The 26,117-nt window shown below is 36.0% G+C and carries 30 protein-coding genes; 19 read left to right on the plus strand and 11 right to left on the minus strand.

Annotated features, from left to right (window positions below; all coding sequences use genetic code 11):
* The 3 genes from I5M32_RS09535 (at position 1) to I5M32_RS09545 (ending at position 2,265) form a co-directional block, all read left to right on the plus strand.
* Positions 1 to 198, plus strand: coding sequence for a hypothetical protein (locus tag I5M32_RS09535; RefSeq protein ID WP_200586008.1), 198 nt, complete (start codon positions 1 to 3; stop codon positions 196 to 198).
* 169 nt (positions 199 to 367) lie between these two features.
* The gene (locus I5M32_RS09540; RefSeq protein ID WP_200586009.1) at positions 368 to 1,315 is read left to right on the plus strand and encodes an NAD-dependent epimerase/dehydratase family protein; all 948 of its coding nucleotides are present in this window, start codon (positions 368 to 370) and stop codon (positions 1,313 to 1,315) included.
* 224 nt (positions 1,316 to 1,539) lie between these two features.
* Positions 1,540 to 2,265 carry a YebC/PmpR family DNA-binding transcriptional regulator gene (locus tag I5M32_RS09545; RefSeq protein WP_200586010.1) on the plus strand — a complete coding sequence of 242 codons (726 nt, stop codon included), beginning with the start codon at positions 1,540 to 1,542 and terminating at the stop codon, positions 2,263 to 2,265.
* 359 nt (positions 2,266 to 2,624) lie between these two features.
* Here the strand turns inward: I5M32_RS09545 and I5M32_RS09550 are convergent, their stop codons facing one another.
* Together I5M32_RS09550 and I5M32_RS09555 are read right to left on the minus strand one after the other, a co-directional pair.
* Entirely contained in the window at positions 2,625 to 3,458 is an 834-nt protein-coding gene (locus I5M32_RS09550) for an alpha/beta fold hydrolase (protein WP_200586011.1), read from the minus strand.
* Positions 3,459 to 3,506: 48 nt separating this feature from the next.
* Positions 3,507 to 4,517, minus strand: a complete 1,011-nt coding sequence (locus I5M32_RS09555; protein WP_200586012.1) for a sugar kinase — start codon at positions 4,515 to 4,517, stop codon at positions 3,507 to 3,509.
* 133 nt (positions 4,518 to 4,650) lie between these two features.
* Between I5M32_RS09555 and I5M32_RS09560 the strand changes: the two genes are divergently transcribed.
* From I5M32_RS09560 to I5M32_RS09625, 14 genes are all read left to right on the plus strand, one after another.
* Positions 4,651 to 5,346 (plus strand): YjjG family noncanonical pyrimidine nucleotidase, encoded by a 696-nt coding sequence (locus tag I5M32_RS09560; protein ID WP_200586013.1) that lies wholly within the window; start codon positions 4,651 to 4,653, stop codon positions 5,344 to 5,346.
* The gene (locus tag I5M32_RS09565; RefSeq protein WP_200586014.1) at positions 5,343 to 5,861 is read left to right on the plus strand and encodes a DinB family protein; all 519 of its coding nucleotides are present in this window, start codon (positions 5,343 to 5,345) and stop codon (positions 5,859 to 5,861) included. Before I5M32_RS09560 ends, I5M32_RS09565 begins: the two co-directional genes overlap by 4 nt.
* Complete coding sequence (locus I5M32_RS09570; protein WP_200586015.1) at positions 5,858 to 7,009, plus strand: MFS transporter; 1,152 nt, start codon at positions 5,858 to 5,860, stop codon at positions 7,007 to 7,009. The genes I5M32_RS09565 and I5M32_RS09570 overlap by 4 nt, the downstream gene beginning before the upstream one ends.
* A 52-nt stretch (positions 7,010 to 7,061) precedes the next feature.
* Positions 7,062 to 7,982, plus strand: coding sequence for a ribosome small subunit-dependent GTPase A (gene rsgA, locus I5M32_RS09575; RefSeq protein WP_200586016.1), 921 nt, complete (start codon positions 7,062 to 7,064; stop codon positions 7,980 to 7,982).
* 176 nt (positions 7,983 to 8,158) lie between these two features.
* On the plus strand, positions 8,159 to 8,884 hold the full coding sequence (locus I5M32_RS09580; protein WP_234461922.1) for an SDR family NAD(P)-dependent oxidoreductase: 726 nt from the start codon (positions 8,159 to 8,161) through the stop codon (positions 8,882 to 8,884).
* Entirely contained in the window at positions 8,885 to 9,433 is a 549-nt protein-coding gene (locus tag I5M32_RS09585; RefSeq protein ID WP_200586017.1) for a hypothetical protein, read from the plus strand.
* A 6-nt stretch (positions 9,434 to 9,439) separates the two neighbouring features.
* Complete coding sequence (locus I5M32_RS09590; RefSeq protein WP_200586018.1) at positions 9,440 to 9,700, plus strand: phosphopantetheine-binding protein; 261 nt, start codon at positions 9,440 to 9,442, stop codon at positions 9,698 to 9,700.
* A gap of 1 nt (position 9,701) precedes the next feature.
* The gene (locus I5M32_RS09595) at positions 9,702 to 11,051 is read left to right on the plus strand and encodes a beta-ketoacyl-[acyl-carrier-protein] synthase family protein (protein ID WP_200586019.1); all 1,350 of its coding nucleotides are present in this window, start codon (positions 9,702 to 9,704) and stop codon (positions 11,049 to 11,051) included.
* Positions 11,051 to 11,863 carry an enoyl-ACP reductase FabI gene (locus I5M32_RS09600; RefSeq protein WP_200586020.1) on the plus strand — a complete coding sequence of 271 codons (813 nt, stop codon included), beginning with the start codon at positions 11,051 to 11,053 and terminating at the stop codon, positions 11,861 to 11,863. The genes I5M32_RS09595 and I5M32_RS09600 overlap by 1 nt, the downstream gene beginning before the upstream one ends.
* Positions 11,820 to 12,257, plus strand: coding sequence for a holo-ACP synthase (locus tag I5M32_RS09605; RefSeq protein ID WP_234461923.1), 438 nt, complete (start codon positions 11,820 to 11,822; stop codon positions 12,255 to 12,257). Before I5M32_RS09600 ends, I5M32_RS09605 begins: the two co-directional genes overlap by 44 nt.
* A 64-nt stretch (positions 12,258 to 12,321) precedes the next feature.
* Entirely contained in the window at positions 12,322 to 12,825 is a 504-nt protein-coding gene (gene parS / locus I5M32_RS09610; protein ID WP_200586021.1) for a type II RES/Xre toxin-antitoxin system antitoxin, read from the plus strand.
* Complete coding sequence (locus I5M32_RS09615; protein ID WP_200586022.1) at positions 12,825 to 13,283, plus strand: RES family NAD+ phosphorylase; 459 nt, start codon at positions 12,825 to 12,827, stop codon at positions 13,281 to 13,283. Before parS ends, I5M32_RS09615 begins: the two co-directional genes overlap by 1 nt.
* Before the next feature lie 2 nt (positions 13,284 to 13,285).
* Positions 13,286 to 14,113 (plus strand): alpha/beta fold hydrolase, encoded by an 828-nt coding sequence (locus I5M32_RS09620; protein ID WP_200586023.1) that lies wholly within the window; start codon positions 13,286 to 13,288, stop codon positions 14,111 to 14,113.
* Positions 14,103 to 14,750, plus strand: a complete 648-nt coding sequence (locus I5M32_RS09625) for a 1-acyl-sn-glycerol-3-phosphate acyltransferase (RefSeq protein WP_200586024.1) — start codon at positions 14,103 to 14,105, stop codon at positions 14,748 to 14,750. Before I5M32_RS09620 ends, I5M32_RS09625 begins: the two co-directional genes overlap by 11 nt.
* Positions 14,751 to 14,752: 2 nt before the next feature.
* Here the strand turns inward: I5M32_RS09625 and I5M32_RS09630 are convergent, their stop codons facing one another.
* The 5 genes from I5M32_RS09630 to I5M32_RS09650 all read right to left on the minus strand — a co-directional run bounded on the left by I5M32_RS09630 (position 14,753) and on the right by I5M32_RS09650 (position 17,949).
* Entirely contained in the window at positions 14,753 to 15,031 is a 279-nt protein-coding gene (locus I5M32_RS09630) for a DUF427 domain-containing protein (RefSeq protein WP_200586025.1), read from the minus strand.
* 235 nt (positions 15,032 to 15,266) lie between these two features.
* Entirely contained in the window at positions 15,267 to 15,929 is a 663-nt protein-coding gene (locus tag I5M32_RS09635) for a phosphatidylserine decarboxylase family protein (RefSeq protein WP_200586026.1), read from the minus strand.
* 94 nt (positions 15,930 to 16,023) lie between these two features.
* Entirely contained in the window at positions 16,024 to 16,827 is an 804-nt protein-coding gene (locus I5M32_RS09640) for a phosphatidate cytidylyltransferase (RefSeq protein WP_200586027.1), read from the minus strand.
* Positions 16,828 to 17,031 carry a putative signal transducing protein gene (locus I5M32_RS09645; RefSeq protein WP_200586028.1) on the minus strand — a complete coding sequence of 68 codons (204 nt, stop codon included), beginning with the start codon at positions 17,029 to 17,031 and terminating at the stop codon, positions 16,828 to 16,830.
* A 3-nt stretch (positions 17,032 to 17,034) separates the two neighbouring features.
* Positions 17,035 to 17,949 (minus strand): CPBP family intramembrane glutamic endopeptidase, encoded by a 915-nt coding sequence (locus tag I5M32_RS09650; protein WP_200586029.1) that lies wholly within the window; start codon positions 17,947 to 17,949, stop codon positions 17,035 to 17,037.
* Positions 17,950 to 18,009: 60 nt separating this feature from the next.
* On the opposite strand from I5M32_RS09650, the gene dusB reads away from it, so the two are divergent.
* Entirely contained in the window at positions 18,010 to 19,002 is a 993-nt protein-coding gene (gene dusB / locus I5M32_RS09655; protein ID WP_200586030.1) for a tRNA dihydrouridine synthase DusB, read from the plus strand.
* A gap of 50 nt (positions 19,003 to 19,052) precedes the next feature.
* Positions 19,053 to 19,439 (plus strand): Co2+/Mg2+ efflux protein ApaG, encoded by a 387-nt coding sequence (apaG, locus tag I5M32_RS09660; RefSeq protein ID WP_200586031.1) that lies wholly within the window; start codon positions 19,053 to 19,055, stop codon positions 19,437 to 19,439.
* Positions 19,440 to 19,787: 348 nt separating this feature from the next.
* Here apaG and I5M32_RS09665 read toward each other — a convergent pair whose 3' ends face one another.
* The 4 genes from I5M32_RS09665 to I5M32_RS09680 all read right to left on the minus strand — a co-directional run bounded on the left by I5M32_RS09665 (position 19,788) and on the right by I5M32_RS09680 (position 26,002).
* Positions 19,788 to 21,215, minus strand: coding sequence for a TolC family protein (locus tag I5M32_RS09665; RefSeq protein ID WP_200586032.1), 1,428 nt, complete (start codon positions 21,213 to 21,215; stop codon positions 19,788 to 19,790).
* Positions 21,208 to 24,375: an efflux RND transporter permease subunit gene (locus tag I5M32_RS09670; protein WP_200586033.1), complete on the minus strand. Its 3,168-nt coding sequence runs from the start codon at positions 24,373 to 24,375 to the stop codon at positions 21,208 to 21,210. Before I5M32_RS09670 ends, I5M32_RS09665 begins: the two co-directional genes overlap by 8 nt.
* A 27-nt stretch (positions 24,376 to 24,402) precedes the next feature.
* Positions 24,403 to 25,485 (minus strand): efflux RND transporter periplasmic adaptor subunit, encoded by a 1,083-nt coding sequence (locus I5M32_RS09675; protein ID WP_200586034.1) that lies wholly within the window; start codon positions 25,483 to 25,485, stop codon positions 24,403 to 24,405.
* Positions 25,486 to 25,600: 115 nt separating this feature from the next.
* The gene (locus tag I5M32_RS09680) at positions 25,601 to 26,002 is read right to left on the minus strand and encodes a hypothetical protein (protein WP_200586035.1); all 402 of its coding nucleotides are present in this window, start codon (positions 26,000 to 26,002) and stop codon (positions 25,601 to 25,603) included.
* Positions 26,003 to 26,117: the final 115 nt, after the last annotated feature.

Below are 26,117 nucleotides of genomic sequence, written 5' to 3' on the forward strand. Positions count from 1 at the left end.
ATGACAGATAAAGAGTTAGTTTTTATAGCGGTTTTATTGCTCAATTTGGTTCTGATGGTTTTTGCCTTTAAAATGATCAACAAACTTAGCAATGAAGGCAAGATTACAAAAGGCAGAAAAACATATTTGATCATTATTTCTTTGATAATTCCCTTAATCGGATGGATGAGGGTTTGGTACGAATCTGAAAAGTTTTGAATAAATTATTTGGGCATTCCTCCCGATGAAAAATCGGGAGTCGGGCTTTTTGCTCATACGCACACAAGGCATTAGGCTCTTGGCCGGTATCCGCTTCAATCCCTAATGCAAACTATTTCCCATTCCCCTTCAATTCCCTACCTTTGCCGTTTAAATCCCAATTAAAAACATGGCGGAAATTATTTTAGTGATAGGCTCTAACGGGCAAATAGGCACAGAACTGGTTACAGAATTACGTAGGATACACCACATAAACCAAGTAGTAGCTTGCGATATCCGTCGCCCAGATTATGATACCAAAAATGCCGGGCCGTTTGAGTTCGTGAGCGTTTTAGATAAGGAGAACCTAAAAGCAATTTTTACTAAATATAAACCCACACAAGTTTATTTATTGGCGGCCCTGCTCTCTGCCACCGGAGAACAGAACCCAAAACTGGCTTGGGATCTAAACATGAACGGTTTGTTAAATGTACTGGATTTCGCCATAGACTTTGGTACAAAGCGAGTTTACTGGCCAAGCTCAATCGCTGTTTTTGGGCCTAACTCGCCAAAAGAAAACACGCCACAATATTGTACAATGGATCCAAACACGGTTTACGGCATTAGTAAACTGGCGGGCGAACGTTGGTGCGAATATTATTTCCAAAAATATGGTTTAGACGTAAGGAGCATCCGTTACCCGGGTTTGATCAGTTGGAAAGCCATGCCGGGCGGGGGAACAACAGATTATGCCATCCACATTTTTCATGAAGCTTTAAAGAAAGGGAGTTATAATTCTTTTCTTTCTGCAGAAACCAAATTACCGATGATGTATATGGATGATGCCATCCGCGGAACCATAGAATTGATGGATGCCCCAGCAACACAAATCAGCATTAGGTCTAGTTATAATTTTAGTGGGCTAAGTTTTAACCCAGAGGATCTAGCATCAGAGATAAAAAAGCATATCCCTAATTTTCAATTGAATTATATCCAAAATGATCCTCGCCAAAAAATCGCTGATGGTTGGCCAAAATCTATTAATGATGAGATTTCAAAAAAAGACTGGCAATGGCAACCAAAATTTGACTTGGAAAAATTAACTTTGGAAATGCTTAGAAATTTGAGGAAAGGATGAGTATCTAGTATCAAGAAACAAGATACAAGATGCAAGAATCGAGATACAAGAATCAAGATTTGAGAATCAAGTAGCAAGAATCTTGTAAAACGGATTATAATAAATCGAGTAAAAAAAATTATCAAGCTAAATGATAAGTATCAAATCTGTAAATCATCTTGATACTTAGTACTTACTACTCGATACTAAAATACTAATGAACTAAAAACTAACGAACTAATTGAATGGGAAGAGCATTTGAATTCCGCAAAGAAAGAAAATTTAAACGATGGACCAAAATGGCGGTCCAATTTACACGTATCGGCAAAGACATCGCCATAGCGGTAAAAGAAGGAGGGCCACATCCAGAAACCAACTCTAAATTAAGAACAGCCATACAAAATGCCAAGGCGGTTAATATGCCTAAGGATCGTGTTGATGCAGCTATAAAAAGAGCATCAGACAAGGATATGGCCGGCTATGAAGAGTTTGTTTATGAAGGTTACGCTCCTCATGGTGTTGCCATTTTGGTAGAAACCGCAACGGATAATACCAACAGAACGGTAGCTAACGTAAGAAGTTATTTTACCAAAACCAATGGCTCTTTGGGTAAAACAGGGTCCTTAGATTTCATTTTTAAAAGGGTCTCTACTTTTACTTTTGATCCGGGAGAAATGGACATTGAAGAATTGGAATTAGAACTGATCGATTTTGGTTTAGAAGAAATATTTGTTGAGGCTGATGAAGACGGAAATGATGTTGCAGTTGTGCATGCTACTTTTGAAGATTTCGGGAATATGCAAAAAGCCTTGGAAGAGAGGGGAATTGAAGTGAAATCTGCTAAATTAGAACGTATTCCTCTATCATATTCTCAAGTTACAGAAGAACAAGCGATAGATGTTACTAAATTACTTGATAAATTAGAAGAAGATGAAGATGTACAAGCGGTGTACCACAACATGGAAGAGTAGCCTATTGTGATGCTTTCTGCCATATGAAGGAGTCATTATCTCACTTTCTGTTAGAAACTAAATGAGAATTTATTTTGATGATATTAAAATTAGCAAGCTTGCTCATAAAAAAATTTAATAAATAAGAAGCTATCTCAATATAAAAGATTTGTCATGCTGAATTTATTTCAGCATCTCATTTGCAAGTTGTTACACTATATTAGAACTTATTTGATAAGAAAGATTTGTCATGCTGAATTTATTTCAGCATCTCATTTGCAAGTTGCTAGACTATATGAGAACTTATTTGATAAGATTCCGAAATAAATTCGGAATGACAATACTACATGAGACAGCTTTTTTTATTATAATAGTATCAATTAACCTATAAACGTTACAACGTCTTTGTTAAATTGGTCTTTATCGGTGTAAACCAAACCGTGTGGCTGCCCTTTATAAATCAGAAATTTATTATTTGGGATAATCTCGCTCGCTTGCTTGCCCGCTAGTTCTAATGGTACATTTGTATCGGCATCGCCATGGATAATTAAAGTTGGTATGGCAATTTTTCTGGCTTCTTCCCTAAAGTCTGTTTCTGCCCAAGCATACATACATTCTAAAGTTGCGATAGGCGAAGCTTGCATACATAAATTTACGTTCCAATCTAAAAACTCTTTGCTAACTGGCGAAGCAATCAATTTATCGCCAAAGAAATTCTTTAAAAAACTAGCCATAAAAGCGGGACGGTCTGCCTTGATATTATCTGCAAATCCATCGATCATTTCAATCGGGACGCCTTTAGGGTTATCCTCTGTTTTTTTGATAAAAGGAATAATAGAACTTGCTAAAATCGCTTTTGTAACCCTGCCTTCTGTATTAAACTTAGAAAGATAACGCACTACTTCGCCGCCACCCATAGAAAAACCTAAAAGCGTAACATCTTTTAAATCTAGTTTTTTGATGATTTGATCTAGATCACTTGCTAAAGTATCATAATCATAACCGCTAAAAGGTTGGTCAGATTTCCCAAAACCACGCCTATCATAAGCAATGCACCTAATGCCTTTTTTGGGCAATTCTGTTAATTGCGACTCGAACATGGCACTTGTAGATGGCCAGCCATGGATTAAAATCAAAGGTTTGCCTTCCCCTAAATCATGATAGGCTATATTTATTTCGTTAGCTTGCCCTTCGTTGATCTTTAAATTCTTCATAATTTTTTTATTGATGTTTAAACAATCATTCTGCCAAAAATCTACAAATTAATTTTCTAAGGTTTTCTTTTTAACCGTAAGGATATCTTGCCCGGTAGCATCGCCATGCTCTTGTAGTTTGCCAAAAGCAGCCGTGGTAGCGTAATCGATAATTTCTTGAGGTTGGTGGTGATTATAAAAACCATAAATTAAACCTGCCATAAAGCAATCGCCACTTCCAGATCTATCCACTACACCTTCACAATTATGCTCGGTAGAATGAAATGATTTTCCATCGGTAAACAAACTTGTATAATATTTAAGCTCATTAGCATCACTATCAAATCTAAAAGTATTCGCAACACTTTTCACTTTTACAAATTTATCAATAATCTCTTTTGCGGTTCTTTCTGCATGGGCTAAATAATCGCTTCTTTTGCCTTTTTGATGTATTTTTTCATCTATTGAAGTGCCTAAGAGGCTATTTGCACTCCAAATATTACCCATTACCACATCACAATATTCTATTAATTTTGGCATCACCTCAATAGGTTCTTTACCATACTTCCACAATCTAGATCTATAATTTAGATCGCAAGAAATAACAATCCCTTTTTTTGATGCAGCTTCTAAAGCTTCTAAACAAACATCGGCAACGCGTTCATTTAACGCGGGGCTAATTGCCGTGAAATTGAACCAAGAAACATCTCTTAAAACTTTGTCCCAATCAATCATTCCTCTTCTCAATTCGGCAAAAGAAGAATGTGCCCGATCATAAACCATGCTTCCTTTTAAATCAGCGCCACGTTCCAAATAATATACCCCAATGCGGTCTCCACCAAATAAAATGGAAGAAGTAAAAATCCCATGAAAATCTAAATAATCTATTACATGGCGAGCCATAAAATTATCTGGCAAAACCGTACAATATTTTACTGGCACATTCCAGCCGGCTAAAGCAGTTGCTGCATTGGCTTCGGCACCACCCATATAAAGTGTAAAAGGATTTTTTTCGGCATCATTAACAGGCGAAGGAGAAATCCTTAACAATAATTCGCCAAAACATAACACTTTTTTCATTAAGTTTTTATTGGTTTTTGAAATTGCAATTTAAAAATTTAAGTTTTATAAGGCATTATTTAAAACTCTTTTATGAACTAACTGCTTATTCAATAGAAATTAAATCATTAGCTTCACATTTTAAATCAATATTTTGAAAACCTACCAGCATATTTTTTTCGATTTAGATCATACCCTTTGGGACTTTGATAAAAATGCCGAAGAAACTTTGAATGAACTATATTTAACTTATAAACTTAGCGATCTAGGCTTAAATTCTTGCGATTTATTTATAGAAACCTACACCGCAAACAACCATCAGCTTTGGGCAGATTACCATTTGGGCAAAATTACCAAAGAAACCTTAAGGGAAACCCGTTTCAGAAAAACTTTTTTAGATCTTGGGCTTTCGCCCGATTTGATCCCGCACAAATTTGAGGATGATTACCTGAGTATTTGCCCTACAAAAACAAACCTTTTCCCTCAAACGCATGAAACGTTAAGCTACCTCCAAGATAAATATCATTTACATTTGATTTCTAATGGTTTTAAAGAATCAACAGAATATAAGATCAAGAATACCAACCTTGGCCCGTACTTTAAGAACATCGTTATTTCTGAGGTAGTTGGTGTTAACAAACCCGATAAGGCAATATTCCAATACGCAACGGATAAAGCGGGAGCCATGGCAAATGAAAGTTTAATGATAGGGGATAGTATAGAGGCAGATATTAGGGGCGCAATAAATTTTGGTATGGATGCTATTTATTTTAATCCTAACTTTATACAACCACCAACAGATGTTAAAAGGCATATTAACCACTTGCATGAACTATTAACAATTTTATGAGTGTAAAATCAGATAAAGAAGCCTTATTAAAGTCTTTAAAATTTTATGAAGAGTTTTTGAAAACCCTTAACGAAGATGTTTTTTTAACCACTCCGCCCATTGGTGGATGGTCTTACTCTGAGGTTTATTCCCATATCTTAAGCGCAAATCTTTTGTCTTTTATAGCCTTAGAAAAATGCTTGAACAAAACAGCCGAGATCAAGACCAAAAAACCAGATTGGAGGGTACGGCTGATTTTGTTTCTCGGTAAATTCCCTCCCGGTAAATTGAAGGCACCTAAGGTTATTGCAGATTTAGTAAAGAAAATAAGTACAGAAGAGGCAAGAAACCAAATGGTAAAGATTAAAAAAAGAATCACAGAAATGCCTGTCGGTTTTAAAAATTTTGATTCTAATTATAAAATGAAACACCCAAGATTGGGTTATTTAGATGCAAAATCGTGGTTAAGGTTTATGGTTATCCATACCCAACATCATGAGCGGCAGATTAAAAGGATCGTAAAAAGTTTCTCTTGAAAAAATCACTTTTAACAATTGTTGTTGCCCAGTTTTTTTGCACCTCGTTATGGTTTGCAGGTAATGCGATCCTATCAGATCTAATCAAAAGCCTAAATTTACAAGCCTCGTTTATGGCCAATTTAACCAGTTCGGTACAGTTTGGTTTTATCGTTGGCACTTTTCTATTTGCATTTTTAAGCATTTCCGATAGGTTTTCCCCATCAAAAGTATTTGCGTTTAGTGCACTTATAGCTGCTATTTTTAATTTGGGGATGGCAATAAATGGGATTACAGAATTTCATTTACTAGCGTTTAGGTTTTTTACCGGTTTCTTTTTGGCAGGTATTTATCCTGTGGGCATGAAGATAGCTTCTGATTATGAAGAAAAAGGTTTGGGGAAATCATTAGGTTTTTTAGTGGGCGCTTTGGTTTTAGGAACAGCTTTTCCCCATCTCTTAAAAAGTTTTACCACTCAATTCCCGTGGCAAAATGTTATTTATGGCACCTCTTTTTTAGCGGTCATCGGCGGAAGCCTAATTTATTTTTTGCCAGATGGGCCGTTTAGAAAACCAAACCCAAAACTTAAATGGAATGCTTTTTTTGAAGGTTTCAAAACCAAAAAATTTAGGAGTGCAGCCTTCGGTTATTTTGGGCACATGTGGGAATTGTATGCTTTTTGGGCATTTGTTCCCTTTATTTTAACTAACAACCATTCATTACAAAAAATCCAAAACATTGCAATTTTAAGTTTTTTCATTATTGGTATCGGTTGCCTTGCTTGTATTTTTAGTGGCTTGCTTTCCCAAAAATATGGCGCAAAAAGGGTTGCTTTTATTTGTCTCTTACTTTCTACGGTCTGCTGTTTAACATCTCCGGCTTTTTTGCAACAAAGCCCAATTGTTTTTATGCTTTTCATGTTGTTTTGGGGCATGGTTGTAGTTGCAGATTCTCCATTATTTTCTACGTTAGTTGCCCAAAATGCTCCTCAGCAAAACAGGGGAACGGCTTTAACTATTGTGAATTGTATCGGTTTTTCTATAACGATTATCAGTATTCAGTTTCTTCAAACCATTAGTTTACAAATTAATATTCAATATTTATATATGCTTTTAGCACTTGGCCCTATTTTAGGATTATACGCTTTACTGCAAAAACAGCAGGCATAAAAACAGAACCACTACCAAACAAAACAAGTTTATATTTACCTTTACCACTTAAATGCAAGGACTAGTTACAAAATCTACGGGCAGTTGGTACACCGTTTTAGGCGACGATAATACTTATTACGAATGTAGGATAAAAGGCAAATTACGTATGAAGGGTTTGGTAAGCACAAACCCCGTTGCAGTAGGAGACAGGGTAGTTTTTGAGTTAGAACCAGACCAAAAAACTGCGGTAATCTCTAAAGTTCAAGACCGTAAAAACTACATTATCCGTAAATCTATCAACCTTTCTAAACAAGTCCAGATAATTGCGGCTAATTTAGATTTGGCCTGTTTGGTGGTTACTTTGGCTTCGCCGAGAACTTCATTGGGTTTTATAGATAGGTTTTTGGTAACGGCCGAAGCTTACGGGGTTCCTGCCATTTTGATCTTCAATAAATTAGATTTATATAACAAAGACGGGTTAGAAATTTTAGACAATTATTTCGATTTATATCAAAATATAGGTTACCCCTGCTACGCAGTTTCGGCAATTAAGGGAACCAATATTGCGCAATTAGAAAATGTGATAAAAAACAAGATATCGCTTTTCTCAGGGCATTCTGGCGTTGGGAAATCTAGCTTGATCAACAGTTTGATTCCCGGAAAAGAATTAAGGACGGGAGAAATTTCTGATTGGAGCGATATGGGAAAACACACCACCACGTTTGCAGAGCTTTTTGAATTGCCCTTCGGCGGAAAATTGATTGATACGCCTGGGATTAGGGAATTGGGCATAGCCGATATTGAGCCACATGAATTAGGTCATTTTTTTCCAGAAATGCGGGCCCTGATGAACAATTGCAAATTCAACAATTGTGTGCATATCAACGAGCCGGGCTGTGCGGTTTTAAACGCTTTAGAAAACGGCGATTTAGAACCTACCCGTTATGATAGCTATCAAAGTATTTATTTTAATAACAATACAAGAAACTAAAAGCATTAAAACCAAAGGTTGTTTGGGCGTTTTAACGCTCTGCCAACCTACCCATATATTTTTTTGTCGTCCTAAGCAAAGTCTAAGGACAGAAAAAAAGGATACCGCATCAATCGTTACCGCACCTTTCTAATCCAAAAAAATCTGCTATTTTTGAGCTATTTAATAAATAATTGATGTTGGTAAAACCAAAAGTTTTAATTACAGGGGCAAGCAAGGGTTTGGGATTGGCGATGGCAAAAAAGCTAAGTAAGGATTATACCCTAATTTTACACGCCTCAAAAGACGAAAGCATCAGAGAATTTAGAGAAGGGAATTATCTATTAACTGCGGATCTGGCCAACCCCGAAGAATTAAAAGAATTTTGCAAAAAGCTAAAAACAGAACATGGCGAAGATCTTTATGGGGTAATAAATAATGCCGGTATAGCTTTAGATAAACCATTGCTTTTTCAACCAGAGAAAGATATAGAAAAAATGATGGCCGTTAATTTAAAAGCCCCAATCATTATTTCTAAAACCGCCATGAAAATTTTTGGCTTAAAAAATAAGGGCGTGATCATTAACGTAAGTTCTTGCGTTGCCGAAACAGGGAATGCTTTCCAATCGGTTTATGCTGCAACAAAAGCGGGTTTAATCGCCTTTTCAAAATCATTGGCAAAAGAGGCAGCTGCATTATATCAAGATCATCAGATCAGGGTTTTAAGCATCTCACCGGGCTTTATACAAACACCCATGACGGATGCTATCCCAGAATCAGAAAAAGAAAAATATTTAAGAATGATCCCCGCTCAGAGGTTTGGCAAAGCCGATGAAATAGCAGAAACCATAGCTTTTCTACTTTCAGATAAAGCACCATACATCAACGGAAGTAATATCGATATTAACGGAGGGCTTTTTTGAATGGATAATTTATTAGGTGTTTCCCCAGAACAACTGCTTTTGCATGGGCCAACAAAAAGATTGTTGGATGCTTATCATTGGCACCAACCAAAAATAGGGATCGTTGCCAGTTATACGCCAAAACCTTTTGATGTGAAAGATCATTTTGGCGTTTTTAGAGGCGTAGATCAAATTGAGGCTTTTGCACAAGCAACCATTGTTTCTTGCGCTACTTTTTTAGAGTGTAAAAAGCAAAATTGTTCTCCGTTAGAATTAAAGGATAAATTTATTCCTGCTTTTATAAGCGTTGGCAATGTCAATTTTCATAATTACTTACAAGAGGGAGATACCTTTATTAGTTTGGGTAAAATAAAGTTTTATAAATTTAGGCAGATGGTTGCCGATGGTAGGATTTATAAAGCGCCAAAAGATGTAGATTTGAACCAGTATTTTTCTGATTTTGACGAAAACAAATTAGAAAATTATATTTTAAACGATGATTTTGAACTCGTTGCAGAGCTTTTTGATATCACAGGTAGGGCCTTAAAAAAAGAAATTTTTAACAAATAACACAGAATGGAAAGACAAGAAATTATTGATGGTTTGGTAGAGATATTGAAAACGATCAGAACAATTGATCAAGAGAAACTAAAAAACGTAACAGAAGAAACAGATTTTATAGCTGATTTAGGAACACCATCTACAGAATTGATCAATATCGCCGCAAAGGCAGAGCAAAAATTTGAGGTAGAGTTTGATGATGATGATATTGATGATTTGGGCTCTAAAGTAAAAGACATTGTAGATTTGATCTTGCGTACCAAAGAAAGAGGTTAGTATGGTATTATCGGGTAGAAAAGTTGCGGTTGTTGGTATGGGCGGGGCTTTCCCAAAATGCACTAGTTTGGATCATTTTTCTGATCAGCTTTTTTCTAATCAAAGCTTGATTAGGGAATGGGATAAGGCAGTGGCCCATGGAAAAAATGTTCGCTCAACCGTTTCTGGCTTCATTACCGAGGCAGAAATGAACTTGGAAACCGTTTTTTCTACTCTTTTAGAAGGTTATCCGGAGGTTTACGTTGACTTATTGAACCGCATACCACCTGCCAATCTTTCCACGGCAGATATAGGGAGTATTTGGGCTATGCTAGGTTCTCTTGATGCCATAAAAATGGCAGGCTGGACAGATAAGGAAACCGAATCTGAAACTACCGGTGTTGTAGTGGGTTCTGGTGGAGGAGGTCATGAAATACAAAGAAATGCTTGGCATAACTTTTTCGAGCTAGGCAAAAAAACAAGGTTGGTGGGTTCTCATACCGTAGATCGAGCGATGGTTTACCGAGATGCGGCTAACGTTTCATGTTTGATAAAAAATAAAGGAGTTTGTGAATCTATTGGTTCTGCCTGTGCCACGGGCTTGGGCAATATTGGGCATGCTTATCGTTTAATAAAATTTGGCTTGCAAGATAGGGCGGTTGCAGGTGGTGTAGAAGGCACTTCATTAGAAACTTTTATCGGTTTTGATGCCATGCAGGTTTTGAGCAGAGGTTTTGCGCCCGAAGAAAGCTCTCGCCCTTTTGATAAGGACCGTAACGGTTTTGTTTGCTCTTTTGGTGCCGGTATTGTTTGCTTAGAAGAATATGAAATGGCAAAAGCCAGGGGAGCAAATATTTTGGCCGTAATTGATAATTATTTTAATAATTCTGATGGCGATGGCGATATGTTTTACCCATCGTTTGCCGGGCAGCAACGTTTATGGAAAGGCTTGTTGGGCAATTCTGGTTTTAAGCCTGATGTGGTAAAAGCACATGGAACTTCTACACCTGCCGGCGATGCGATAGAATTATTGAGCATTGTAGATTGTTTGGGAACTAAAGGTTACCATATTTCTGCCCCCAAATCTCAGTTTGGGCACATGCTAGGTGCGGCTGGGGCGGTTGAATTTATAACCTCTATTCTAATGCTTCAAAAACAAAGGGTTTTGCCTTGTTTAAATACGGTAAACTTAAATCCCGAGCAAGAAAACTTTCAGAAAACAGCTGCTTGGGACGGGCCAAAATCGCCTATGGCAGATTTTAGGGATTTGTTACCCCAAAAAAGCATCGATAAAGAAATAAATTCTATTACTTGTTTAAATTACGGTTTCGGTGGTACAAATAGTGCCATTTTAATTTCAAAGGATAATTGATGATCAATAACCAAGATAAAGTTGCGGTAGTTTTTGGTGTTAGGAATGATAGTTCTATCGGTTTTCAAATCGCTTTAAAATTGCACCAATCTGGTTGTAAAGTAGCTTTGAATTTTGTTGAAGACACCAAAGAAGAAGTTCTGTTCTTGATGGAAAAACACGGTATGGATGCAAAATCTGCTGCCCGTGTGGATGTTAGAAACGAGGAAGAGATCAAAACTTTCTTGAGTAAGACTTATGAGGAATTGGGCCCAATAGATTATATTTTACATGGTGTTGCCTTCGGCAGTCAAAATGTGATGTGCTATTCTTTACCGGGAAATGAAGCTCTGGCTCCGTCATATATCGATATTCCTTTTGATGATTTGATGGATTCATTTAATATCAGTGCTTATTCTTTATTGAGGATTTGCCGTGTGGCCGAGCCTTTGTTGGCCAAAAACGCTTCGGTTTTAACGTTAACCTATAATGCTTCACAACGTGTTTTCCCCGGTTATGCAGGGATGGCAATCAATAAAGCGGCTTTAGAAAATATTATGCTTTATTTGGCCAGTTATTTTAGAAAGAGTGGTGTACGCATAAATGCAATTTCTGCCGGTTTGGTAATGACAACCTCTGCCGGCGGTATAAACGGAGTAAGGAAGCTTAGAAAATTAGGTAAAATAACCGCTCCTTTGGGTAATATCGCTGCCGCTGATGTTGCCGATGGTGCATTATATTATTTCTCAGATCTATCTAAAAAGGTAACAGGAAACATCCATTTTGTAGATGGAGGTTTTAACATTATGGGAGTTGCAGTTGATGAGGATTGATTTATCAGAAAAAGTTGAAGAAATTACAGAGGGGCAAGATTTTGCAATAGGTAATGATCTGGTGTTTCTCCCTGATTTTGAGAAATCTTTCAATTTGCTGTTTAAGAAGAGGGTTTATACCCAAAAAGAAATTGATTATTGTGATCAATTTGATAACCCGATATTAAGGTACGCATCTACTTGGGCGGCAAAAGAGGCTGTTTATAAATCCATCAAACAGATAATCCCTAAGGCTATTTCGTTTAAGAAAATAGAAATTACGCGTTCTAAAATAGGAGGAAAACCAAGTGTTGTACTACCAGAATTATATAAAAACTTAAAACTTGGTTTAAGCTTAACCCATGATGGAGATTATGTTTGGGCGGTTGTTATCCTAAAATTGATAAATAATTGATAAATAATTTGTTTATCTTAAACAAATGTCTTAAATTTATGGACATAAGTCTAATGTTAAAGATATGGCAACTACTAATAAAGTAAAAGAATACAAAATAGATCAAGAGCTAACTTCGTTTTTTAGTGAGCCAGATGTGATGTATTACAATACCAAGCCAAAAAGTAGTGTTAAATATTCGGATTTTTTGGATGATAAAATGATGATCATTTCTGCAATTAGAACTGGCATCCCGTATTCATTATTTGATGTGATACAAGAGCAGGCTCCATTTACAGAGTCTGATTGGGCTAGTTTTTTAGATGTTTCTACTAAATCTTTACAACGCTATAAGGTTTCTGCTACACATCATTTTAAATCTATACATTCAGAAAAAATAATAGAAATGGCCGAAGTAACTAAGATAGGCTTGGATTTTTTTGGTGATATTGAGAAGCTAAAGTTATGGTTAAATACGCCCAATTTTGCTTTATCTAGTCTAAAACCCATAGAATTACTAAAAGATTCTTATGGTAAAGAATTAGTGTTAAGCGTATTAAACAATATGAGCCATGGCATTTTTGTTTAATGGAGGTTTTTAGGCTTACAAGAGAAAGGTATGCCAATACGTTTTCTGGTAAGGGTGCTTCTATTAAAGGTGCCAGGTGGAATTCTATTGGGGTAGAGCTGATCTATACTGCGGGCAATCGTTCTTTGGCTATGGCAGAGGTTGCTGTTTACCTTACTTTGGCCACTTTGCCAAATGATTATTTGATGTGGACAATTGAAATACCCGATGATATGCCTGTTAAACAAGTTTTACGGAGTGAGCTGCCCCAAAATTGGAACCTTTTCCCTCACCCGTCTGCAACCCAAAAAATAGGAAATGAATTTGTTTATGAAGGCAAGTTTTGTGTGCTAAAAATACCGTCTGTTGTTACGCAAGGCGATTTCAATTTTTTGATCAATCCAAACCATCAAGATTTTAAGTATATAAAAATAGTTAAATCAGAAAAATTTCCCTTTGATAAACGTATTTTCAAATAAAAATGACCGACCATTATTTTGAGAATAGGTTTGTAAAAATGCACTATTATAAATTTGGTGATGGCAATAAGGTAATGCTGTGCTTTCATGGTTATGGGATGCATGGCAAGCAGTTTAAGGTTTTAGAAGATAGTTTAGGTACGGTATATACTTTTTATGGCTTTGATCTGTTTTTTCATAAGGAGACCAAACTGATTGACCAAGGTTTGAATAAAGTAAAACAAGGGATTTCAAAAAGAGAGCTAAGCCATTTGTTTTTAGAATTTTGCGAGTCTTTAGCGATAAAGCGTTTCTCTGTGATTTCTTATTCTATGGGTTCTTTTTATGCCACTGCATTAGTTGAGGAAATCCCAGAAAAAATCGATGAATTTGTTACCGCCGCCCCATCTAGTTTAAATGCGGGCAAATTGATAACCTTTTTAAGTTCTAATAAGTTAGGTAATAAATTCTTAGAACGGTTGGCACTTAGCGATAATGGGATGATTCGCTTACTTTCGGTTTTAAAGAGCTTAAAGGTAATCGATCAAAAAGCGTACGAGATTTTATATCGCGAAATTGCAACTCCAGAATTAAGGTTTTCTTTTTTTGCCTGCACAACCTATATGCGGTTCTTAAAAATCGATATTGGAAAATTTATAGACCAATTAAATGTGCATAAAGTAAGGAGTATTTTTATTTTTGGGAAAAGAGACAAAAGCTATCCTGCTAAGATAGGGGCATCTGTAATCCCCAAGATTAATTTATCCAGGCAGTTGATCATCGATGAGAATCATGATATGATCAATAAGAATTTTGCTCAAAATTTAGTTAGATTGTTAAATGATCATTAAAGCAAAACTACTCCCTGCACCAATTATAAAGGCTACTGCTTATTTTTTGACTTGGATCTTTAGGAAACGGTTTAATAAAATGGTTATTAACGAAATTGGTATCAAAAAGCAGCATTCTTACCTGTTAATGTGCAATCATTTTAGTTTTTGGGATGGCTTTTGGGCAGCTTATCTGTGTCTGCATGCCATACATAAAAAACAAGAAATGACAGGCTTTTATATCATGGTTTTAAAAAAGCAGATGCAGATGAACCCTTGGTTAAGGTATTTTGGATGCTTTTCTGTTGCGCCAGGTACAAGTACGGTAAATGAGAGTTTAAGTTATGCTGCCGAATTATTGAGTAAACCCGGAAACTTGGTATTGATATTCCCGCAAGGGAATTTAGAAAGTAACCATGTTAGGGATATTGTAATGAAAGATGGCATCAACCAGATTGTGCCACAAATAAAAGGAGATTGCCAATTGATTTGGAGCAGTAATTTTATCGAATATTTTGAAAGCCTAAAACCATCCGTATATTTCAATATGTTAGATTGTGGCACCAACCATCATTTTAATTTCGAGGATACAAAATCAAAGATTAATAGCCATCACAAAGCGGCAATGAAAAAGCAGTTCAGGTTTACCGATGATTAAAATTAAACAACCTTAACGCCTTTCCAAAAGGCAACATGATCTTTTATCTCTTTGGCGGCATCTTTTGGGTTTGGATAAAACCATGCTGCGTCTGTATTTTCCTGTCCATCAACTTCTAAGGTATAGTAAGAGGCTTCGCCTTTCCAAGGGCAGCTGGTATGCTTGTTAGAAGGCTTAAAAAACTCTTTTTTTATTGAGGATGCAGGGAAATAATGGTTATTTTCTATAACGATAGTTTCATTGCTTTCTGCTACGGTTTGCCCGTTCCAACTTGCTTTCATGATTTTGAGATTTTATAATTAAACCAATTGATAAATATTTTGTTTTGAGAACCCAAAAATTATGGACTTTTTAATCTAACGATAGAAACGGTATCCTTTTTTCTGTCTTGGGCATTGCTATTTTGAGCGTAGCCGAAGAGAGAGCCGGCGCACAGAAAAAAAGATATAGCGGATAGCCCACCTTTACGGGCAGGCGTGTTAAAACGCCATTCTTAGATTAGAAATCAATGAAATATTATTTTGGTAAAGTTGCTAAAACGCTTATCCCACCTTTAACTATTTCATTTAGGTTAACGTTTATTTTAGAGCCTAGAGGCAAAAAAACATCAACCCTAGAACCAAATTTTATAAAGCCAAATTGTTCGCTTTGTTTAACCGGATCGCCTTCTTTTACATACCAAACAATTCTACGGGCCAAGGCACCTGCAATCTGACGGTATAAAATTTGAAATCCTTTTTCGTTTTCTACAACTGTTGTTGTCCGTTCGTTTTCTGTACTAGATTTTGGGTTCCAAGCCACCAAATATTTGCCGGGATGATATTTGAAGTATTTTACAACGCCGCTTATTGGGTTACGGTTAATATGTACGTTTACCGGCGACATGAACACGGAGATCTGGATCCTTCTATCCTTAAAAAATTCGGTTTCTTCAGTTTCTTCAATTACCACAACCTTTCCATCGGCGGGGCAAATGATCTGCAAATTATTTGTATTCCATTTTCTTAACGGGCTTCTAAAAAACTGTAAAATTGTTAAGAATAAAAAAACAGAAATACCATACCACAACCATATAAACCAAGTTATATCTGGCAGGTAATAATGGATGATCGCGTTGCTTACAAAGATAAATAAGATGCAAATTGCTAATGAGGTATATCCTTCTTTATGGATGGTCATATTAGTTAATTAGTTTATTAGCCATTAGTTTGTAAGGCTTGTATGTTTTTATGATTAGCTTTTTTAACTAATCGATGCTTTTTTTGCGAAAATACTAATAAGTAATTAAATAAAGATAAACAAATATTATGGGTGCTGATAGTAATAAGCCATCAAAACGATCTAGTAAACCGCCATGCCCTGGTAAGATCTTTCCAGAATCTTTTATCTCTATGCTACGTTTAAACATAGATTCTACCAGATCACCCAGGGTGCCAAAACAAGAAATAATGAAGGCCATTATCATCCAATGATAAAAAGCGTAATCTGTGAAATAGATTGATAAAATATAACCTACCAGCATACTGGTAAACACGCCGCCTATGAAGCCTTCCCAAGATTTTTTAGGCGAATGACGCTCAAATAACCGCGTTTTACCAAATTTAACGCCAAATAAGTATGCGCCCGTATCGTTTCCCCAAAGCATCAAAAAGAACCCTAATGCAATATGTAGATTGTAAATCCCAGAAATAAATGCCGACGAAACGTAAAAAACAAAAGGCACCACGGCATAAATTAACCCTAAAAAAGTATAGGCGATATTATTGAAAGGTAGTTTAGATTTTCTGTAAAGCTCCTTAATAAAAATCCCAAAAAATAAAGGAATATTGATCAATAACCATTTGGTTTCAAACTGGAATAAAAATCTGCCGGCGATAGAAAAAAATAGAATTATAGCAGCCACGTACCCTATTGTGCTGTGCGGCCTTAAACCTGTTGTTTTAACCAAGGTAAAAAACTCGATTAAACAAACAAGGCTTAAAAACATATAAAAACCTACAAAAACGTAAGTTCCTGTTAATAATGACGCAAGCATCACCAAAACAAAAATTGATCCTGTAACGGCCCTGGTTTTCAATTATAGATCGTTTTCTAGGATAATTGCTAAAGCTTTATCAAAATTGGTTTGATTAATATGCACTTCAACTTCCCCAAATTTGTAAGAAGAATCTTGTTTATTCATGATGATGGCATCTATATCATGATCTACCAAAACTTGTTTTACTATTTCTGATTGGAAGTATTGGTTTGATGAATATATTTTAACCCATTTATTATCCATAAGTTATTTTTTTGTTTTTTCTTTGGTTTGTTTAAAGAATATGATGAGCAAAACTAAAGTAATTATTGCACTAATTAGATAATTGATGCTATTAAATGAAGCGGTATTATCCAAGCTATCTAAACTTTTACCTTGTTTCTGATAAATATATGCCATTATAACGGCACTTCCGTTGTTTAAAAAATGCCCTAATATAGCTAGCCAAATGCTTTTGCCATAAACCAATACATAACCAAACAATGCCCCTAAAAGCATCCGTGGCAAAAAGCCATAAAATTGCATGTGGATGCTGCTGAAAATAATTGCCGTAACCCAAATTGCAACATGATGATTTTTAAACCATTGGCCAAAAACGTTTTGCATCCCACCTCTAAAAAAAAGCTCTTCCCCTATTGCCGGGATAATGGCAATCATCAAAATATTGATCGCTAAATCGCCATAATCTTTCATTATCAGCATCTTTTTTGTGATAAGGTCTGCTTGGTCTTCGCTTTGCTTCATCCAAATTTCTATGTTTTTTAAAGCGTCTGGCAAACTCATTTTTTGATTTATTAAAGTTATCCATTCAAACAAAGGGATAGAAAACAACATTATGGCAAATACCAAAAGCAATAAAACGCCTCTTAAAGGATTATCGAAATAAAAATAGTGCGAGGGCTTAGTTTCTATCAGATAGGCAAAAGCGATGGGGCCGGCAATAAACATCCCAAAAGAGCTGCTAATTTGTAAAGCCCTTATGAAGCCAATATCCATATTGTTCATGTCTCCTCCGGCCAAGCTTTTTAAATCTATACCGTTTGTGCTTAAAAAGAAATAAAGGAGCAAGCCAATAACGGTAAACACTAATGCTCCAATAATTGCCATCATGATCAAAAATATCAATTGAAAAAAAGGATGATAAGCGTTTGATTTTTGCATGGGTATCATAATAAATTCTTTTTGGTAAATTTGCGGTTAAAATACAGAATAGATTTTTGAATGTCGGTTAAAATTGGAAATATTGATTTAGGGAATTTCCCGCTTTTGCTTGCGCCGATGGAGGATGTAAGCGACCCACCTTTTCGTTTTGTTTGTAAACAGAGCGGTGTTGATATGATGTACACCGAATTTATTTCTTCTGAAGGATTGATTAGGGACGCGGCAAAAAGTCGCCAAAAGCTTGATATTTTTGAATATGAAAGGCCTATTGGCATCCAGATATTTGGATCTGAGATTGATCACATGAGGCAAGCAACAGAAATATCTTCATTGGCAAACCCAGATTTGATAGATATTAATTATGGTTGCCCCGTAAAAAATGTGGCTTGTAAAGGTGCCGGGGCAAGTTTGTTGCAAGATATTGATAAAATGGTAGCCATGACAGCCGCCGTTGTAAAAGCTACCCATTTACCCGTTACTGTAAAAACCCGTTTAGGTTGGGATGATAACACCAAGAACGTTTATGAAGTTGCAGAACGTTTACAAGATGTTGGTATCCAAGCTTTAACCATCCATGGGCGTACACGTTCTCAAATGTACAAAGGTGTTGCCGATTGGAGTTTGATCAGGGATATTAAAAGAAATCCTCGTATAAAAATCCCGATTTTTGGTAACGGCGACATAGACTCGCCAGAGAAAGCTGCCAATTGGAGGTTAGAGTACGAAGTGGATGGGATCATGATCGGGAGGGCCGCAATTGGTTATCCTTGGATATTTAGGGAGATCAAGCATTTTTTTGAAACCGGAGAACATTTAGCAGGGCCAACCTTAGAAGAAAGAATAGATACCTGTAATACCCATTTAATAAAATCTATTGAGTGGAAAGGGCCAAAAACAGGTATATTTGAGATGAGGAGGCACTATGCTAATTATTTTAAAGGGATTCCAAATTTTAAAGAATATAGGATAAAACTGGTTTCTTTAGAGAGCATAGAGCAGATTCAAGAAGTTTTAGAAGAAATAGCTGATAAATTTGAAACAGAAATGGCTTAAATTTTGTTATTTAAGATATTTTCTGATACATTGAAAAAAATCTAAATAGTATGGTTGCAAAAATTACCGAAGGAGTAAAGGTTTCTGTAGAAACAACTTACCAGCCAGAATATTCTAATCCGGCTAACGAGCATTTTATGTTCGCTTACAAGATCATGATTGAAAATTTAAGCGATTATAGCGTTCAGTTAATTAGCAGGCATTGGAATATATTTGATTCTAACGGTACAAAGAGAGAAGTAGAAGGGGAGGGTGTTGTTGGTTTGCAACCGATTATAGAACCTGGGCAGTTTCATGAATATGTTTCTGGATGTAACCTAAAGACAGATATGGGTACCATGCAAGGCACTTACCAAATGAAAAGGTTGGTAGATAATGATTTGTTTGATGTTAAAATCCCAGAATTTAATTTAGTAGCTCCTTTTAAGTTGAATTAGAAATATTCTTGATGTTAAAATATTAGACTTGCTTTTAACGATATTTGATTGATAATCAATAGTTATATCATATAATTGGCCTCATTCTGTTGCGAGTTTTAATAAAATTAACCCTCACTTTGTAATAAAGTTATAAAATGTTTGAAAGAGAGATGCGCAAGCGGTAAGAGATATAGATTGTTACACCTTCCCTATTATTTGGTTCTCCAAATTTATAATTGTTTAGAGTGGTTTGAAAACGAGGTTGAAAACAATATAAAAAAAAGAGGTTTTTCAAACACATAACACTTTAAAATGTCAATCTATTTGGAAAACCTCTAGTTTAATAGAACATTTAATCACATAAAGTTATCGCCAACCACCACCTAATTGTTGGTAAATAGCCGTGATGGCATTAAATTGTTGTTGCTTGGTTTCTATCAGCTCTAGTTTAGATGATAAAGCATCTCTTTGGGTTAAAAGAACTTCCAAATAATCTGCCCTAGCAGATTTGAACAAATCATTAGAGATAGTTATAGATTTGGTAAGCGCATCAACTTCTTTAGATTTTAGATCATAGCTTTTTTCTAAATTAGATACGTTTGAAAGTTGGTTAGAAACTTCCATATAAGCATTTAATACCGTTTTTTGATAATTGTAAAGTGCTTCTAACTGCATTGCATTAGCTGTATTATAAGCTGCTTTTATCGTATTTCTGTTGATCAAAGGCCCTGCTAGATCACCAGCCAAAGAATATAGAACAGATTCTGGGAACTTAAATAAAAAGCTGGGTTTAAAAGCTTGAAACCCGGCAGTTGCAGAAATACCTAAAGAAGGATAAAATTCTGCCCTTGCTACTTTAACATCTAATTTTGCGGCAGTTAATTCTAGTTCGGCTTGTTTGATGTCTGGCCTGTTATTGAGCAACTGTGATGGGATACCACTCAAAATTTTTGAAGGTATAAGTGTTAAAAAATCTGTTTTATCCCTAGGTATTTCTTGCGGATACCTTGCTAATAAAAAATTGATCTTGTTTTCTGTCTCTTTTATTTTTTGGAGAATATCAAATTCTAAACTTTCAGAATTAAAAACCTCTGCCTTAAATTTTTGTACAGCAAGCTCTGTTTCCCTCGCAGCCTCTTTTTGAACTTTGATGATCTCTAGCGCATTTTTTTGAATGGCGATATTTTGTTTAACCACTGCCAATTGATTGTCTAACGATAATAACTCGTAATAAGAATTGGCAACTTCTGCCACCAAATTGGTTACCACAAAGTTTTTGCCTTCAACAGATGCTAAATATCTGCTGATTGCGGCTTTTTTGGCATTGTGTAATTTTTTCCAAACATCCACTTCCCAATTTGCAGAAGCCGCTAAAGTAATATCAGTAAGTGCATCTGGTACAGGTTTTCCCGGCGTAATTTCTGTGGAAGCATCGCCAGCTCCTTGGCTGGTATATCTTCCAACTTTTTCTACGCCCGCTCCAATTCCTGCAATTACAGAAGGCAATAGCTCACCCTGCCTAAATTTAACATCATTTCTCGCAATTTCTATTTCTTGCAGGGTAATTTGTAATTCTTGGTTGTTTTTTAATGCTGTATCAATCAGGTTTACTAGATTTTTATCGGTAAAAAAAGATTGATAAGGTATGGTTGCCACATTATTACTATCACTAGGTAGCCCATAAAATTTCGGGGAAACTTTATTGTTTGCCAATTTTGTAATAGCCGGCACTTTACAGCTAATTACTGCCGAGGATAAGCCCAGCAGTAAAATATATTTATTTATCTTATACATTGTGGTCTATTTCTTCTGTTAACGGATTTTCTTCTTCATCTTTAACTAGGTTATTCCTTTCGGATATTTTACCGAATATGTAGTACAGGCCTGGTATAAGCAATACACCAAAGCCGGTGCCTATCAACATTCCACCTGCAGCGGCAGATCCTATTGTTCTGTTACCTATCGCACCTGGGCCAGATGCTATTACTAAAGGGATCAAACCTGCAATAAAAGCAAATGAGGTCATTAATATGGGGCGAAATCTTACAACTGCACCTTCAATAGCTGCCGCTAATAATGGTTTGCCGGCCCTATGTTTTTGAACTGCAAATTCTATGATCAATACCGCATTTTTACCTAATAAGCCTATAAGCATTATCATAGAAACCTGTGCATAAATGTTGTTTTCTAAACCTAGTAATTTGAGTAATAAAAATGCTCCAAAAATACCTGTGGGTAAAGAAAGTATCACCGGAAAAGGCAGTAGAAAACTTTCATATTGGGCGGCCAAAAGCATATAAACGAAAACCAAGCAGATCAAAAAGATGTAGATTGCTTGGTTGCCCGTTGCAACTTCATCGGCAGATATGCCTGCCCACTCTATACCAAAACCTCTTGGTAAACTAATTTTTGCTACTTCTTCAATCGTTTTTATGGCTTGCCCGCTACTATAACCAGGTGCAGAAGCACCACTTATTTCTGCAGAATTATAAAGATTGTGCCGTGTGATTTCTGATAGGCCGTAAACTTTATCCAGCTTCATAAAAGCAGAAAAAGGTACCATTTCATCCCTATTATTTTTTACATAAAGCTTTAAAATATCTTCTGGCAAGGCTCTATATTGAGGTAAAGCCTGCACCATTACCTTATATTGCCGGCCAAATTTTATAAAACTGGTTTCATAATTACTACCAATTAAGGTAGAAAGTGTGTTCATGGCATTATCAATAGTAACCCCTTTTTGCTGTGCTAGATCATTATCTATCCTTAACATAAATTGAGGGAAACTGGCACTGTAAAAGGTAAATACTTGCGATAGTTCTGGCCTTTTATTTAGCTCTTTCACAAAATCTTTACTCGCTGTTTCCATTTTCTTATAATCGCCGCTACCTGCTTTATCTAATAGGCGAAGCTCAAAACCTCCGCCTGCACCATAACCCGGAACCGCTGGCGGTTGAAAAAACTCTATGGTTGCACCAGAAATATTTTTAGATTTCTCTTCCAGTTCATCAATCACTTGTTGTACAGAATGATTTCTTTGATCCCAACTTTTTAAATTGATCAAACAAGTACCAGAGTTTGATCCCGTTCCTTCAGATAAAATTTCATAACCCGCTAATGATGATACCGATTTTACATCTGGGATTTCTTGTGCGATTTTTTGTAATTGTCTAGAAATTTCATTGGTTCTTTCTAAGGTAGATCCCGGTGGCGTTTGGATAATGGCATAAAACATCCCTTGGTCTTCATTGGGGATAAACCCTGATGGGATAGAGGAGTTTAATGCCCAAATGCCTATACAAAATGCGATCAATAGCCCAAAAGTAACAGTTCTTCTATTTACGATTTTTGTAAGCAGGTTTTGGTAGCTTCCGGTAATCTTGTTAAACTTATTGTTAAAACCTGCCAAAAAGCTATTTAACCATGTTTTCTTTTTAGGCTTGCCATGTTCATTCTTTAGCATCATTGCGCAAAGGGCAGGAGTTAAGGTTAATGCCACCAATCCCGATAGGATAATTGATGTGGCCATGGTAATAGAAAACTGACGATAAAAAATCCCAACCGGGCCAGACATGAAAGCAACAGGGATAAAAACAGCGGCCATTACCAAAGTGATCGCGATAATTGCCCCACTAATTTCATGCATCGCCTCTTCAGTTGCCTTTAATGGCGATAGATTTTTCTCTTCCATTTTAGCATGTACGGCTTCAATTACCACAATGGCATTATCTACCACAATCCCTATAGACAATACCAAAGCAAATAGCGTAATCAGATTGAGGGTAATACCAAAATATTGCATGAAGATAAACGTACCGATCAATGATACGGGAACGGCGATCGCAGGGATAACGGTAGAGCGCCAATCGCCGAGGAAAATAAAAACAACCAAACCAACCAAAATAAACGCCTCTATTAAAGTATGGATTACCTTTTCAATAGAGGCATCCAAAAATTTAGAAACATCATAACTTATTTCATAATCTACGCCTTTAGGGAAAGAGTTTGATTTAATCTCTGCCAATTTGGCCTTTACATCTTCAATTACCTGCGTTGCATTGCTACCATAAGATTGTTTAAGAACAATTGCAGCAGATGATTTCCCGTTTAGATTAGAATAAAGGTCATAATATTCACTTCCAAACTCCACATCGGCAACATCTTTAAGCTTTAAAAGCTCGCCGTTTGCGCTTGATTTTATGATAATATTCTCATATTCTTCTTTTGTTGTAAACCTACCGGGATATTTTAGAACATACTCAAATGATTGGCTTCTTTTTCCAGAGCTTTCGCCTATTTTACCAGGAGATGCTTCTAAACTTTGTTCGTTTAAAGCTTCTAAAACTTCATCTGCCGAAACTTTATGGGCAAGCATTTTATCAGGCCTAAGCCAAACCCTCATGGCATAATCTCGGTTTCCCAAAATATCGGCAAAACCAACGCCCTTTACCCTTTTTAACTCAGATAAGAGATTGATATCTGCAAAGTTGTAAAGAAATTTTTGATCCATCTTAGGGTCCTTGCTATACAAGTTAATGTACATCAGCATATTAGATTCTTCTCTGGTAATCTTTACGCCCTCACGTACAACGGCAGGCGGAAGTTTATTTACTACCGATGCCACCAAATTTTGTACGTTTATAGAAGCTTGGTTAGGATCTGTACCTAAATTAAAAACCACCTGTATGTTTCCCTCGCCATCGTTGCCCGCATCAGACTCAATGTATTTCATCCCCGGAACACCATTTATAGCCCTTTCTAACGGGATGATTACAGATTTGATCATTAATTCTCCGTTTGCACCAGGGTATTCTGCCGTAACGTTTACCTTTGGAGGTGAGATGGATGGAAATTGGGTAACAGGGAGTTGTGTGATTGCCAAAGCTCCCAAAAAAGTAATGATAAGGGATATAACTATTGACAGGACAGGCCTGTGTATGAATTTATTAAACATAGAATTATTTTTTAAGCTATTGCAACACTATTCTGCCTGTAATTGAAGATTATTTATCACTTTTTTTGGAGCAACAAATTTGACCTTGATCTGGTCATCGTCTTTTACTTTTTGTACACCTTCTAATAAGATTTTATCGTTTTCTGATAGTCCACTTGCTACAACGTATAAATCTGATAGTTCACTAGCAATGGTGATTTGTTTAGATTTAACCGTTCCTTTGCTATCAACCAAAAACACGTAAGTTTTATCCTGTATTTCATAAGTGGCTTTTTGTGGGATAACCAAAGCATTCTTGAGCGGGATGGTCATCTGCACCTTGCCGCTTTCCCCGTTCCTTAATAGTTTATCGGGGTTTGGGAATTTTGCCCTAAAGGCGATATTGCCGGTCTCATTATCAAACTGCCCTTCTATGGTCTCTACATCGCCTTTGTATTTTAAAGGCTGATTGTTAGCTAATATCAAGCTTACTTTTTTACTGCCGCGATCGGCAACATCTTGTTGGTAATTCAAATATTCTGGTTCAGAAACATTAAAATAGGCATATACCTGGCTGTTGTCCGATAGGCTTGTCAGTAAGTCGCCTTCATCTACTAGGCTTCCTAATTTTAAAGGAATACGATCAACGGTGCCATTAAACGGTGCTTTTATATCTGTAAAAGATAAGTGAAGCTTTGCCGATGAAACCTCAGCTTTGGCTTGATCTAATTTAGCTTGCATCATTACCTGCTCATTTCTTGAAACTATATTTTTATCTGCCAAGGTTTTGGTGTTCTGCAAATCTACTTCTGCAGATTTTTCCTCTGCCTCTGCTTTTAAAAGATCGTTCTGATACATATTGGGCATGATCTTAAATAATAATTGACCTGCTTTAACAGATTGGCCTTCATCAACATAGATTTTTTGTAAGTAGCCTTTTTCTTGTGCCCTTAATTCTATATTTCTAACAGATTTGATTTGTGATACATATTCTTTTGTAAAAGAAGTATCGATTTTTAACGGACTGGTTACTTCATATTCGGTAGATTCTTCTTTGGCCTGGGTTTTAGGTTTACAGCCTATTTGAATCAATATTGCACAAGCAAGTGCAAGCATTAAGACTTTTTTCATTTGTTTTATGAAATTTTAAAGGATAAAATATGTGAATGGAATAATAAAGTTTGAAACAACAGAAATGAATAAGTGAAATGGACTTATTTCTATTTCAAACTAAATGATGGGTTTATCAAATCCTCAATACCTTTTGCCACAAATATTTAGGGGTGGTGGTATAAGAAAAATCGGTGTTTGGGGTAGATTTATCTGATAAACATGCAGAACAGAAAATTAAAAGCGCCGAGAATAAATAAGTGATTAAATAACGAATTGGCACAATGTGCTTTCTAAAAAACAATAGATCATCATCATCATTATCTGAGCTTAATAAATCATTTTTATCAACAAGAGCATCCGTGTTTTTTAAAACCGGATTATCTTGGTTTTCTGCCTGTAATAAGATATTAGAAAGTGGGTTTTGCTTGATTTCTGCAGATAAATGGTTTTTGAAAACATTTCCTGAAAAGGTGGATAAATACCCAACCAACATCAGAAATAAAAATATCGAAAAGGATAATATTTTAGTCTTCATTTTTTTTGTAAAAGTATCACAAGGATCAGTAAAGTGTTTCTTATGGAATAAATTTGTTTGTCATTATTTTGTAAACATATAATTTGCTTTATTTATTATCGTGGTTAGGGATAAT

The sequence above is a fragment of the Pedobacter segetis genome (genome assembly GCF_016623585.1).
Lineage (GTDB): Bacteria > Bacteroidota > Bacteroidia > Sphingobacteriales > Sphingobacteriaceae > Pseudopedobacter > Pseudopedobacter segetis.

Coding starts and splice junctions, on each gene's coding strand:
- I5M32_RS09535 (WP_200586008.1), top strand. CDS start 1: ATGACAGATAAAGAGTTAGTTTTTATAGCGGTTTTATTGCTCAATTTG.
- I5M32_RS09540 (WP_200586009.1), top strand. CDS start 368: ATGGCGGAAATTATTTTAGTGATAGGCTCTAACGGGCAAATAGGCACA.
- I5M32_RS09545 (WP_200586010.1), top strand. CDS start 1,540: ATGGGAAGAGCATTTGAATTCCGCAAAGAAAGAAAATTTAAACGATGG.
- I5M32_RS09550 (WP_200586011.1), bottom strand. CDS start 3,458: ATGAAGAATTTAAAGATCAACGAAGGGCAAGCTAACGAAATAAATATA.
- I5M32_RS09555 (WP_200586012.1), bottom strand. CDS start 4,517: ATGAAAAAAGTGTTATGTTTTGGCGAATTATTGTTAAGGATTTCTCCT.
- I5M32_RS09565 (WP_200586014.1), top strand. CDS start 5,343: ATGAGTGTAAAATCAGATAAAGAAGCCTTATTAAAGTCTTTAAAATTT.
- rsgA (WP_200586016.1), top strand. CDS start 7,062: ATGCAAGGACTAGTTACAAAATCTACGGGCAGTTGGTACACCGTTTTA.
- I5M32_RS09580 (WP_234461922.1), top strand. CDS start 8,159: ATGTTGGTAAAACCAAAAGTTTTAATTACAGGGGCAAGCAAGGGTTTG.
- I5M32_RS09585 (WP_200586017.1), top strand. CDS start 8,885: ATGGATAATTTATTAGGTGTTTCCCCAGAACAACTGCTTTTGCATGGG.
- I5M32_RS09590 (WP_200586018.1), top strand. CDS start 9,440: ATGGAAAGACAAGAAATTATTGATGGTTTGGTAGAGATATTGAAAACG.
- I5M32_RS09595 (WP_200586019.1), top strand. CDS start 9,702: ATGGTATTATCGGGTAGAAAAGTTGCGGTTGTTGGTATGGGCGGGGCT.
- I5M32_RS09600 (WP_200586020.1), top strand. CDS start 11,051: ATGATCAATAACCAAGATAAAGTTGCGGTAGTTTTTGGTGTTAGGAAT.
- I5M32_RS09605 (WP_234461923.1), top strand. CDS start 11,820: ATGGAGGTTTTAACATTATGGGAGTTGCAGTTGATGAGGATTGATTTA.
- parS (WP_200586021.1), top strand. CDS start 12,322: ATGGCAACTACTAATAAAGTAAAAGAATACAAAATAGATCAAGAGCTA.
- I5M32_RS09615 (WP_200586022.1), top strand. CDS start 12,825: ATGGAGGTTTTTAGGCTTACAAGAGAAAGGTATGCCAATACGTTTTCT.
- I5M32_RS09620 (WP_200586023.1), top strand. CDS start 13,286: ATGACCGACCATTATTTTGAGAATAGGTTTGTAAAAATGCACTATTAT.
- I5M32_RS09625 (WP_200586024.1), top strand. CDS start 14,103: ATGATCATTAAAGCAAAACTACTCCCTGCACCAATTATAAAGGCTACT.
- I5M32_RS09630 (WP_200586025.1), bottom strand. CDS start 15,031: ATGAAAGCAAGTTGGAACGGGCAAACCGTAGCAGAAAGCAATGAAACT.
- I5M32_RS09635 (WP_200586026.1), bottom strand. CDS start 15,929: ATGACCATCCATAAAGAAGGATATACCTCATTAGCAATTTGCATCTTA.
- I5M32_RS09645 (WP_200586028.1), bottom strand. CDS start 17,031: ATGGATAATAAATGGGTTAAAATATATTCATCAAACCAATACTTCCAA.
- I5M32_RS09650 (WP_200586029.1), bottom strand. CDS start 17,949: ATGCAAAAATCAAACGCTTATCATCCTTTTTTTCAATTGATATTTTTG.
- dusB (WP_200586030.1), top strand. CDS start 18,010: ATGTCGGTTAAAATTGGAAATATTGATTTAGGGAATTTCCCGCTTTTG.
- apaG (WP_200586031.1), top strand. CDS start 19,053: ATGGTTGCAAAAATTACCGAAGGAGTAAAGGTTTCTGTAGAAACAACT.
- I5M32_RS09665 (WP_200586032.1), bottom strand. CDS start 21,215: ATGTATAAGATAAATAAATATATTTTACTGCTGGGCTTATCCTCGGCA.
- I5M32_RS09670 (WP_200586033.1), bottom strand. CDS start 24,375: ATGTTTAATAAATTCATACACAGGCCTGTCCTGTCAATAGTTATATCC.
- I5M32_RS09675 (WP_200586034.1), bottom strand. CDS start 25,485: ATGAAAAAAGTCTTAATGCTTGCACTTGCTTGTGCAATATTGATTCAA.
- I5M32_RS09680 (WP_200586035.1), bottom strand. CDS start 26,002: ATGAAGACTAAAATATTATCCTTTTCGATATTTTTATTTCTGATGTTG.